General features: G+C 61.6%; 12 protein-coding genes. 10 read left to right on the forward strand and 2 right to left on the reverse strand.

Annotated features, from left to right (window positions below):
* The 9 genes from soxC to PF446_RS12370 all read left to right on the forward strand — a co-directional run.
* On the forward strand, window positions 1-1,221 hold a 1,221-nt coding region (soxC, locus tag PF446_RS12330), incomplete at its 5' end, for a sulfite dehydrogenase (RefSeq protein WP_298072026.1).
* A complete protein-coding gene (locus tag PF446_RS12335) occupies window positions 1,208-2,158 on the forward strand; it encodes a c-type cytochrome (protein ID WP_298072028.1) in 951 nt (316 codons plus the stop codon). The genes soxC and PF446_RS12335, both read left to right, overlap by 14 nt.
* A gap of 76 nt (window positions 2,159-2,234) precedes the next feature.
* Entirely contained in the window at window positions 2,235-2,720 is a 486-nt protein-coding gene (gene soxY / locus PF446_RS12340; RefSeq protein ID WP_298072030.1) for a thiosulfate oxidation carrier protein SoxY, read from the forward strand.
* A gap of 22 nt (window positions 2,721-2,742) precedes the next feature.
* Window positions 2,743-3,054: a thiosulfate oxidation carrier complex protein SoxZ gene (gene soxZ / locus PF446_RS12345; protein ID WP_298072032.1), complete on the forward strand. Its 312-nt coding sequence runs from the start codon at window positions 2,743-2,745 to the stop codon at window positions 3,052-3,054.
* A 77-nt stretch (window positions 3,055-3,131) separates the two neighbouring features.
* Entirely contained in the window at window positions 3,132-3,584 is a 453-nt protein-coding gene (locus PF446_RS12350) for a DsrE family protein (protein ID WP_298072034.1), read from the forward strand.
* A 29-nt stretch (window positions 3,585-3,613) separates the two neighbouring features.
* A complete protein-coding gene (gene soxA, locus PF446_RS12355; protein ID WP_298072036.1) occupies window positions 3,614-4,444 on the forward strand; it encodes a sulfur oxidation c-type cytochrome SoxA in 831 nt (276 codons plus the stop codon).
* Window positions 4,445-4,454: 10 nt separating this feature from the next.
* Entirely contained in the window at window positions 4,455-5,087 is a 633-nt protein-coding gene (gene soxX / locus PF446_RS12360; RefSeq protein ID WP_298072038.1) for a sulfur oxidation c-type cytochrome SoxX, read from the forward strand.
* Between the two features lie 16 nt (window positions 5,088-5,103).
* A complete protein-coding gene (gene soxB / locus PF446_RS12365) occupies window positions 5,104-6,819 on the forward strand; it encodes a thiosulfohydrolase SoxB (RefSeq protein WP_298072040.1) in 1,716 nt (571 codons plus the stop codon).
* Entirely contained in the window at window positions 6,816-7,796 is a 981-nt protein-coding gene (locus PF446_RS12370; protein WP_298072042.1) for an MBL fold metallo-hydrolase, read from the forward strand. Before soxB ends, PF446_RS12370 begins: the two co-directional genes overlap by 4 nt.
* 7 nt (window positions 7,797-7,803) lie before the next feature.
* Here PF446_RS12370 and PF446_RS12375 read toward each other — a convergent pair whose 3' ends face one another.
* Window positions 7,804-8,103, reverse strand: coding sequence for a metal-sensitive transcriptional regulator (locus PF446_RS12375; protein WP_298072044.1), 300 nt, complete (start codon window positions 8,101-8,103; stop codon window positions 7,804-7,806).
* A gap of 403 nt (window positions 8,104-8,506) precedes the next feature.
* Here PF446_RS12375 and PF446_RS12380 point away from each other — a divergent pair, with 403 nt between their 5' ends.
* The gene (locus PF446_RS12380) at window positions 8,507-9,781 is read left to right on the forward strand and encodes an outer membrane protein transport protein (RefSeq protein WP_298072046.1); all 1,275 of its coding nucleotides are present in this window, start codon (window positions 8,507-8,509) and stop codon (window positions 9,779-9,781) included.
* Between the two features lie 338 nt (window positions 9,782-10,119).
* Here PF446_RS12380 and PF446_RS12385 read toward each other — a convergent pair.
* Window positions 10,120-10,480, reverse strand: a 361-nt coding sequence (locus PF446_RS12385) for an efflux RND transporter permease subunit (protein ID WP_298072048.1), incomplete at its 5' end; no start/stop codon positions are given.

Consider the following 10,480-nt stretch of genomic DNA (forward strand, 5'->3'; position numbering starts at 1 on the left):
GCGCTGGTTGCCGCGGGCTCGGCATTTGGCGCCGAAGCGACCGGGGCACCGGCCGACCCGGCGCACCTGCCGCCCAACGTGCCGCCGTGGTCGCAGCAGCTCGGCAAGCCGGTCGGGGCTAACCCGTATGGCCTGCCTTCTCCCTACGAGAAGACCATCATTCGGCGCAGCAGCCCCGGCCTGACCACCACCACGCAGTCCTCGGTGGCGTTCACGCCGTTGCAGAACCTGTTCGGCATCATCACGCCCAACGGCCTGCATTTCGAGCGCGACCACAACGGCCGGCCCGAGGTGAATCCGTATGAGCACCGGTTGATGCTGCATGGCCTGGTACGCGAACCGAAGATCTACACGATGGAGGACCTGCTGCGGTTTCCCTCCGTATCGCGCATCCATTTCATCGAGTGCGGCGCCAACTCCGCGATGGAATGGGCCAACCCGTCCGTGCCCACCGTGCAGTACACGCATGGCATGTTGGGCTGCTCCGAATGGACCGGCGTACCGCTTTCCACCCTGCTGGACGATGTCGGCTTTGATCGCAAGAAGGCGAAGTACATCCTCGCCGAAGGTGCCGATGGCGCCGGTTTGACGCGAACCATTCCGATCAACTTCGCGCTCGACGACGTACTCGTCGCCTACGGCCAGAACGGTGAAATGCTGCGCCCGGAGCAGGGCTACCCGGTTCGCCTGCTGGTGCCTGGCGTGCAGGGCATCTCGAACGTCAAGTGGCTGCGCCGACTCAAGGTTGGCGACATGCCGTGGAATACCCGCGAAGAATCGCTGCAATACAGCGACCTGATGCCCGATGGCAGCAGCCGCCAATACACCTGGATCCAGGAAGCGAAGTCGGTGATCACCTCGCCCTCCGGCGGTCAGCAACTGCTCGACAAGGGCGGCTATTTCGAGATCACCGGACTCGCCTGGTCCGGTCGCGGCAGCATCAAGCGGGTCGACATCTCCACCGATGGCGGCAAGAACTGGCGCACGGCCACGCTGCAGACGCCGGTGCTGAACAAGGCGCTGACTCGATTCCGCGCGGACTGGAAATGGGATGGAAGCCCAGCGCTGCTGCAGAGCCGCTGCATCGACTCGACCGGCTACGTGCAACCGAAGATGCGCCAGCTGCGCCAAGTGCGCGGGACCCGCTCGATTTATCACAACAATGCAATCCAGACATGGCTCATCGATGCCGAAGGCAAGGTGCACAATGTTGAAGTGTGATCAATCCTGCGGCACGTTGCTGGGGATCTTCCTGCTGGCCATGATCGTGTCCGTGCCGGCGCGAAGCCAGGACAAGTACCATCTGGGGAAAAAGGCGACCCCTGCCGAGATCGCCGGCTGGAACATCGATGTCCGCCCGGATGGTCAGGGCCTTCCCGCCGGACAGGGTTCGGTGAACCAGGGTAACGATGTCTACGACGCGAACTGCGCTGCGTGCCACGGCACCTTTGGCGAAAGCAACGAATACCTCGCGCTGACGGCCGTCGCCACCAAGCTCAACTACGCCACCACCCTGTTCGACTACATCAACCGGGCGATGCCGTTTCCGCACTCGAAATCGCTGACGGCCGATCAGGTCTACGCGGTCTCCGCCTATGTGTTGAATCTCAACAATGTGGTGCCGAACGATTTCGTGGCGAACAAGGACACCCTGCCAAAGGTAAAGATGCCTTATCGCGATGGGTTCAAGACCTTCCCGGGGTTGATGAGCGTGCATGGCAAGCCTGATGTCCACAACACGGCCTGCATGAAACACTGCGCAAAGGACGTCAAAGTGACCGCGGACCTGCCCAAGGGCTTCGTGAAAAACCTCTATGGCGACATTCGCGACAACTTCCGTGGACTGGCCAGCATGAACGAGACAGCACCGCCGAAGTCGGAGTTGACCGCGGCGGTCGTCGGTGGCAAGGAACTGCTGGCAAAGAACGGCTGCACGGCTTGCCATGCGCTCGACCAGAAAGTGGTCGGTCCGGCGTTTCGCGCGGTGGCGGACAAGTACCGGGGCAACGCCGGCGCGGTCAAGCTGTTGAGCGCAAAGATCAAAAACGGTGGCGCCGGTGTCTGGGGCACGATTCCGATGCCACCGCACCCCGACCTGTCACAAGCTGACCTGGAGATCATGACGCGCTGGGTTCTCGACCAGACGTCGAAGAAATGAATGCCATGCACTACCTGTCTATCCAGACTCGCCCTTCCACACCCATTGCAGACGCAATTCAGCTGAGGATTTATCAATGAAAATGTCGAGAAGGGAGTTCCTTCAGGCAAGCGCCACCGGAACCGCCATGCTGGCCGTATTCGCAACCGGCCTGATGCCGTCACTGGCCGCAGCAACCACCAGCCCGCTGGCAGTGGGCGATGATCGCAAACAATTCGAGGCACAGACCCTGGACGATGTGGTCAAGGCGCTGGGCGGAAGCAAGGCCCAGCCCTCGTCCGACATCTCATTGCAGGCGCCACCCATCGCCGAGAACGGCGCCGTGGTCCCGTTGGTGATCGAGAGCAAGCTGCCGGGCACGCGCATGATCGCGATCGTGTCCGAGAAGAACCCGCATGCGCTCACCGCCACATTCCACATTCCCGATGGCACCGAGCCGTACATCATGACCCGCGTGAAGATTGCCGAGACCTCCAAGGTCTACGCGCTGGTGCAGACCGACAAGGGCTTTTTCTATACCGACCAGCTCGTCAAGGTAACCCTTGGCGGCTGCGGCGGCTGAACTGATTCTGGAGCAATAAGACATGACAGATCCCATGCGTATCCGCGCCAGCCTCACCGGTGACACGGTCGAGGTGAAAGTCCTGATGTCGCACCCGATGGAAACCGGGTTGCGCAAGGATGCCAGCGGCAAGCTGGTGCCAGCCCGCTACATCAAGAACGTCAAGGCCAGCTGCAAGGGCAAGGACGTACTGACCGCGGACTGGGGCCCGGCAGTCTCGAAGAATCCGTTTCTGGCATTCCGCTTCAAGGGTGGTGCCGCTGGTGAAAAGGTCACCGTCACCTGGACCGACACGGCGGGCGAAAGTCGTACCGACGAGGCCGAGATTCGCTAAACCAGGACACCCATCGGCTTCAGGCGGACGCCACCATTGGGTGTCCGCCTGACGCCGTGGTCTTTACGGGGAAAAACATGCGCAAACAGGCTCTGACCTTGCTGTTCGTCCTTGGTGCGATGTTGGCACCGGGCGCCGCCGTGGACGCGGCGCAGGCGGCGGCAGGCACGACCGAACCCGTGCGCGTGGTCTATCACCTCGACGCCGACAGCAAGGGCACCACGACTGCCCTGCACCAGGTGCGCAACCAGCTGAAGGCCGATCCAACGGCGAAAATCATCATCGTCGCGATTGGTCCCAGCGTACGTTTCCTGGTCAAGGGCAGCCTGACCGAGGGTGGCTACCCGTTCGCGCTGATGATCGAGGATTTACAGCAGAGCGGCGTGCGCGTAGAGGCGTGCGGCACCACGATGGCTACGCTGAAGATCAAACCCGACGCGCTGGACGACGGCATCGTGGTGGTCCCTTCCGGCATGGCTGAAATCGCGCGACTGCAGTCGCGCGAACACTACGCATACATCAAGCCCTGAGCAGTGACCACGATCCAGGAGACGACATCATGAGACTGAAAATCGGAAAGCTGACATTCTGGCTGACCATCGTTGCAGGGGCAGGTACCAGCCTGGCCGGATCGCTGGTATGGGCGCAGACAGCGCCCGACCCGGTGGCCGAATATCGCGCCATGTTCGGTGACGATAATCCCGCCGTACTGTGGACACTGCGAGGTCAGGACCTGTGGAAGGAGGTGCGTGGTTCGAAGCACGTGTCACTGGCGAAGTCCTGTGATCTCGGCATGGGCACGGGCATCATCAAGGGTGCCTATGCGCACCTTCCGCGCTACTTTGCAGACACCAAAAAAGTGCAGGATATGGAGAGCCGGCTGCTCACCTGCATGGTCGATGGCCAGGGTATGGACAAGGCCGCGATCCTGAAGAATCGCTTCGGCGAAGGTGATCGCAAGTCGGACCTGGAGGCACTGGCCGCCTACGTGGTCGATGCGTCAAACGGTGTGGCAATCAGCCTGCCACTGGAGCATCCCGAGGAAAAACGCGCCTATGCACTGGGCAAGGCGATCTTCTTTTATCGCGCCGGCACGCATGATTTTTCGTGCGCCAGCTGCCACGGACAGGTAGGCAAGCGCATCCGCCTGCAGCAATTGCCCGATCTCGCCGGCCCCGGTAAGGATGCACGCGACACCTATGCGACATGGCCTGCCTACCGTGTTTCGCAAGGTGAAGTTCGCACCATGGAGTGGCGCATCGGTGACTGCTTCCGCCAGCAACGCTTGCCGCAACTGAAGTACGGATCGGAAGCCGCGATTGACCTGACCATGTTTCTCGCCAAGAACGCCGAAGGCGGAAAGATGGCGGCCCCCGGCCTCAAACGTTAAGGAGTCGACCATGCATCCACTAATTCGCTATGTGATCGTTCTTGCCGCCGTACCGGTGTTTACCACCGCGGCCGTGCATGCCCACAAGTCGCCGTCACCTGATCGCAACGCGCAGGCGAAGGCGGTCATGGAGGCGTCGTTCCAGGCCAAGGGCCAGGCCGGCATGGACCGCCTCGATCAGGACAAGACCCAGGCACTGTGTTCATTGCACGCCCCCGCCGCGCCGCCGGCAGGCGCGGCCGCCAAGGTACTCGCCGCCAATCAGGCGATGGTCAAGCTGCCATCCGACGGCAAGTTCCTCGGTGACTGGAAGCGCGGTCAGGCGATCGCCGAGGAAGGCAAGGGCGAGCAGTACTCCGATGACCCGACCAAGCCGTCCGGCGGCAATTGCTACGCGTGCCACGAACTGGACAAGCAGCAGATTGCGTACGGGACGATTGGTCCGTCGCTGTATCACTACGGCAAGAATCGTGGGCGATCCGAGCCCATGCTCAAGCTGACCTGGAGCATGCTGTACGACATGAAGGGCTATACCGTGTGCTCCGCAATGCCGCGCTTCGGCAGCAAGGGCATCCTCACCGAGCAGCAGCTCAAGGACGTCATGGCCTTGCTGTACGATCCCGATTCCCCGGTCAACAAGTGACGGAGACCAGAACCGCATGAGCATGAACCGCCGTGAATTCATGCAGCTGATGGCTGCCGCCGCTGCTGCCGGCCTGCCGCTCGGGACGTCCCGCGCGTTCGCCGCCGGCAGTGGTGAGGCACTGTATGACCCGCCAGCGTTTGGCAACGTCAGTCTGCTGCACATGACCGACAGCCACGCACAATTGATGCCGATTCATTTTCGTGAGCCGTCGAACAACATTGGTGTCGGCGCTGCGCGCGGGCAGCCGCCTCATCTGGCGGGCGAGCACCTGCTGAAGTTCTATGGCATCCGCCCCGGCACCCGCGAGGCGCACGCACTGACCTGCCTGGATTATGTCGAGGCATCGCGTCGCTACGGCAAGGTCGGCGGCTACGCCCATCTGGCCACCCTGATCAAGCGCCTGCGCGCGAGTCGTCCGGGTGCGTTGCTGCTCGATGGCGGGGATACCTGGCAGGGTTCGGCCACCGCACTGTGGACCAAGGGCCAGGACATGGTCGACGCCCAGCTTGAGCTTGGCGTCGACGTGATGACCGGCCACTGGGAGTTCACCTACGGTGCGGAACGGGTGATGGAAATCATCAACGGGCCGTTCAAGGGCAAGGTCGACTTTGTTGCGCAGAACATCCGCACAGCCGATTTTGGCGATGCCGTGTTCCCCGATTATTCGATGCGACACGTCAATGGCGTCGACGTGGCCGTGATCGGCCAGGCATTTCCGTACACCCCGATCGCTCATCCGAAGCACTTCGTGGCTGACTGGTCCTTCGGCATCCAGGCCGACCATCTGCAGCAGGTCATCGACAAGGTACGCAAGGTCGGTGCCGCTGTGGTTGTCCTGTTGTCGCACAACGGCATGGACTGCGATCTCAAGCTGGCCTCGCAAGTGACCGGCCTCGATGCGATTCTCGGTGGCCATACCCATGATGGCATCCCGCACCCGGTGAAGGTGAAGAACCCGGGCGGTCAAACCCTGGTCACCAATGCCGGCAGCAATGGCAAGTTCGTCGGCGTGCTGGATTTCGACGTGCAAAATGGCAAGGTGCGTGATACCCGCTATCGCCTGTTGCCGGTGTTTTCCAACCTGCTCCCGGCCGACCCGGCGATGCAGGCGCTGATCACCAAACACCGTCAGCCTTACGAAGCCAAGCTGGCCGAGAAACTGGCTGTCAGCGAGGGGCTGCTGTATCGACGCGGCAACTTCAATGGCAGTTTTGACCAGCTGATCGTGGATGCCTTGATGGAAGTGAAGGATGCAGAGATCGCTTTTTCACCGGGCTTCCGCTGGGGCACCACGTTGCTTCCCGGCGAAGCGATCACGCGCGAGCGGCTGATGGACCAGACCGCCATTACCTACCCGACCGTGACCGTCAATGAGTTCAGCGGCGAGCGATTGAAAGCGATCCTCGAGGATGTCGGCGACAACCTGTTCAATCCGGACCCCTACTACCAGCAAGGTGGCGACATGGTTCGCGTGGGCGGGCTCAGTTATTCCTGCACCCCGGCCGCCGCCGTCGGCAAGCGGATCACCGACATGCGACTGAATGACAAACCGATCGACCCCGGCAAGACTTACAAAGTGGCCGGCTGGGCGTCCGTGGCCGAAGGTATCAGCGGCGAGCCGGTCTGGGATGTGGTGGCGGATTACCTCAAGGCACATCAGTCGGTGCCCGCACCCAGGCTCAACCTGCCGACACTGATTGGCGAACAGGGCAACCCGGGAATCGCGTGATCAAACTCGCGCGGATGCTGTGTTTGTGCCTGGCCCTTGTCGGGCTGCCAGTTGCCCGGGCCGCCGCGCCAGCTACTCCCCCGCCATGGGCCAAGAGCGACATGCACATGACCGTGCACCAGGTAGGGGCGCACAGCTACTACGTGGAAGGATTGCTGGAGGAGGCGAGCCGCGCCAACGAGGGTTTTATTGCGAACGCCGGTTTCGTGATCACGAGTGATGGTGTGGTTGTGTTCGACTCCCTCGGGTCACCGGCGCTGGCTGACCAACTGATCGCGGAGATTCGCAAACGCACCGATCAACCGATTCGTCGCGTGATCATCAGCCACTTCCACGCCGACCACTTCTACGGCATTCCGGCATTTCGCCGGATCGGGGCAAAGATATGGGTCGACACCCACGCGCATGCGTACCTCAATTCGCGTGCGGCCGTGGAGCGGCTGACTGAACGCAAACAACTGATCGGACGATGGCTCGGACCCGGCTTCAACTTGCCCAAGCCAGATCGTTGGCTCGACAAGCCTGAAGCCTTCGATATGGGCGGCGTGCATTTTTCCCTGCGTCGCGTCGGCCCGGCCCATTCACCCGAGGATCTGACCATGCTGGTCGAGCCCGACGGCGTGCTCTATTCGGGAGACGTCGTTTACTCCGGCCGCGTCCCGTTTATCGGCGAGGCCGATACAAGACAATGGCTGTTGGCGATCGACCAGTTGCTGACCATACCGGCGCGCGTCATGGTGCCAGGACATGGGCCGGCATCGCTCGACCCTCGACGCGACAGCCAGCTGACCCGCGACTATCTGATTTTTCTGCGCGAACAAATGGGCGAGGCAGCGCGCAACCTGGTTCCCTTCAGGGAAGCGTACGGCAAGGTCGACTGGAGCCGGTTCAAGGCAGAACCTGCCTTCGGCGCGGCCAACCGTCGCAATGCGTACAACGTCTACCTGGAGATGGAGCAGGAGTCGTTGTCACCCTGAGCTTTGCTCAGCCGAACTTGGCCAGCAACCTGGCCAGGTCCTGGGTCGAGGCGCGAACCTCATGCAGGTTGCTGGAAGCCGTGACCTGAGCATTGAGGCTGCATGCGAGCATTTCATAGAACGCCTTGTCCAGCGCGCGCCGCGCAGCGGTCATCTGCACCGCGACCTGGTCGCAGGAACAGCTGTCGGAAATCATTGCCTGGATCCCGCGCACCTGCCCTTCGATACGGGCCAGCCGGGTGATGATCCGGCGTCGATGTGCCTGCTCGTCCTGCGGAAGATCGCCAGGCTGCGCTTTCTCTTTCATGTCGATGAACTCTTGATGGGGCTGTCCGTCACCTTGCGGCGCACAAAATTGTCTTGTGGAAACTGCGGACTGGTGTCTTTTCGGCACATACCGCGAGGGTTCTCCGCCTGTCAGGCTAGCACGACAAGGCGATCTGCGTGAGTGCTGAGGCTGTCCGAGGACTCCGCCCAGGCAGGCGTCGAAACCTTTCCCCAATGGTGCACTGCATTAAGATTTAAATGCTGCGGCGCATTATTTTTCCGCTGATTTCATTAATACAAAGAGATTATCAAATTAGGTGCGCACGGCGATTTTGCTGTGCTAGTCTCGCTAGCTATACGTATACCCGCATAGGTATCCGTGGGGTATCGAAGGGGCTTTCAAATCTTGGTAATTCAATGCTCGAATTTAAGGGAATTCGTCAATGAAAAAGCGCGTCCTTATTACAGCCGGCATGGCCGCCATGTTCTGCACCACGGTATCGGCGACCGACGGGTATTTTGCAGCCGGCTACGGCATGAAAGCGGCTGGCCGTGGCGGTACCGCGATGGCGATCGCCACGGACAGCTTCGGTGGCGCCAATAATCCGGCGACCATGGTGATGGCCGGCGAGCGCTCGGATATCGGTCTGAGCCTGTTCAGCCCCAGGCGCAGCGCCTCGCGCAGTGGCCTGGGTCCCGGCCTGGATGGCTCGGTCGACAGCGGCAAACACTTTTTCGAAATTCCCGAGTTCGGCTATAGCCGCAAGGTCAGAGACAACCTTGCACTGGGCCTGAGCGTGGTCGGCAACGGCGGCATGAACACGAGTTACGCGGGCGGCCAGTTCAACTGTGGACAGGGCCCCGCCAACATATTGTGCGGCTCGGGCCGTCTGGGCGTGGATCTGGTGCAGCTGATCATCGCGCCCACTGCATCCTATGCATTCACGCCGAATCAGTCTATCGGCATCGCGCCGCAATTCGCCTATCAGCGCTTTGCCGCGAAGGGACTGCAGGCGTTCGCCGGAACGCCAGGCCTGTCCGCGCAGCCAGACAAGGTCACCAACAACGGTTACGGCAATTCCTACGGCATCGGAATTCGGTTCGGCTATTTCGCCCACCTGTCACCGAATTTCTCGGTGGGTGCGGCCTACTCAAGCAAGATCAACATGAGTCGGTTCACTGACTACGCGGGGCTCTTCGCGCAAGCAGGCGACTTCGACATCCCGGAAAGCTACTCCGCAGGCATGGCGTGGGCGCCGGTCGTACCACTGACACTATCGTTCGACTACCAGCGCATCAATTACAGTGGCGTTCGATCGATCGGCAACCAGAGCCTGGTTCCCGCACAGCTCGGCTCGCCCAACGGCCCCGGATTCGGCTGGCGTGACATCAATGTCCTGAAGTTCGGTATCGAGTACCGGAGTTCCGCTAACTGGATTTGGCGAGCCGGCATGAATCACAGTGACAATCCGATCAATAGCGCCGACGTCACGTTCAACATCCTGGCGCCCGGGGTCATTACCGACCATCTGACGCTCGGCTTCACGCACACGACCCGTTCGGGCGGTGAGTTGAGCTTTTCCTATGTGCACGCCTTCAGCCACTCGGTGCAGGGCTCCTCGATCCTGCCAGTGTTCATGGGCGGCGCGCCGGCGGGCAATGAGCGCATTTCGATGTACCAGAACTCGATTGGGATTGGCTACGCCTGGAAGCTCTGACGGCGCTCGTGCTGCACCAGCAACAACGATTCCATCAGTTTCGACACGCTACGCCAGTGTCGGAAAGCTAGCCCGCACATCAGTCCCGTCCACCGCGACGGGCCGTGCCGGGTTCCTGAATGCGACCGCCGCCAGCGAGCCACACCGATCGTTGCAAGGGAGCCATCGACTCGGGGGCTCCCTTGGCGCGACACGGTCTGCGATGAAGCTCAGGTGTGTGAATCAGGCACGCATCCGGGGGCAACCGCCATCATCGTGCTGATGCCTCCAGCCCGGGCCCGCATTGCGCGTGGCCCGGTCAACTGTTCACAAAGCAGGGTCTGCCGAGAGAAAGCTGCTCATCCCTCATGACCTGCGCCGCCGGGCATGTGCTTGCCATCACCACGCGACAACCATGCGTAGTAGAGCAGTGGAATGACCAGCAGGGTCAGCACGGTCGAGACCAGCACACCGAACACCAGCGATACCGCCAGGCCCTGGAAGATCGGGTCGCTGAGGATGAAGAACGCGCCCAGCATCGCCGCCAGCGCGGTGAGGATGATCGGCTTGGCGCGCACTGCACCGGCCTCGACCACCGCAGCCTCCAGGCTCAGCCCTGCCGCCAGCGAGTGGTTGATGAAGTCCACCAGCAGAATCGAGTTGCGCACGATGATGCCGGCCAGCGCGATCATGCCGATCATCGAGGTGGCGGTGAACTGC

It is taken from the genome of Oleiagrimonas sp., assembly GCF_027858935.1.
Classification (GTDB): domain Bacteria; phylum Pseudomonadota; class Gammaproteobacteria; order Xanthomonadales; family Rhodanobacteraceae; genus Oleiagrimonas.

Bases quoted from the DNA above. Each gene is read 5' to 3' on its own strand.
- PF446_RS12375 (WP_298072044.1), bottom strand. From the start codon at position 8,103: ATGAAAGAGAAAGCGCAGCCTGGCGATCTTCCGCAGGACGAGCAGGCA.
- soxX (WP_298072038.1), top strand. From the start codon at position 4,455: ATGCATCCACTAATTCGCTATGTGATCGTTCTTGCCGCCGTACCGGTG.
- soxA (WP_298072036.1), top strand. From the start codon at position 3,614: ATGAGACTGAAAATCGGAAAGCTGACATTCTGGCTGACCATCGTTGCA.
- soxZ (WP_298072032.1), top strand. From the start codon at position 2,743: ATGACAGATCCCATGCGTATCCGCGCCAGCCTCACCGGTGACACGGTC.
- soxB (WP_298072040.1), top strand. From the start codon at position 5,104: ATGAGCATGAACCGCCGTGAATTCATGCAGCTGATGGCTGCCGCCGCT.
- PF446_RS12335 (WP_298072028.1), top strand. From the start codon at position 1,208: ATGTTGAAGTGTGATCAATCCTGCGGCACGTTGCTGGGGATCTTCCTG.
- PF446_RS12380 (WP_298072046.1), top strand. From the start codon at position 8,507: ATGAAAAAGCGCGTCCTTATTACAGCCGGCATGGCCGCCATGTTCTGC.
- soxY (WP_298072030.1), top strand. From the start codon at position 2,235: ATGAAAATGTCGAGAAGGGAGTTCCTTCAGGCAAGCGCCACCGGAACC.
- PF446_RS12350 (WP_298072034.1), top strand. From the start codon at position 3,132: ATGCGCAAACAGGCTCTGACCTTGCTGTTCGTCCTTGGTGCGATGTTG.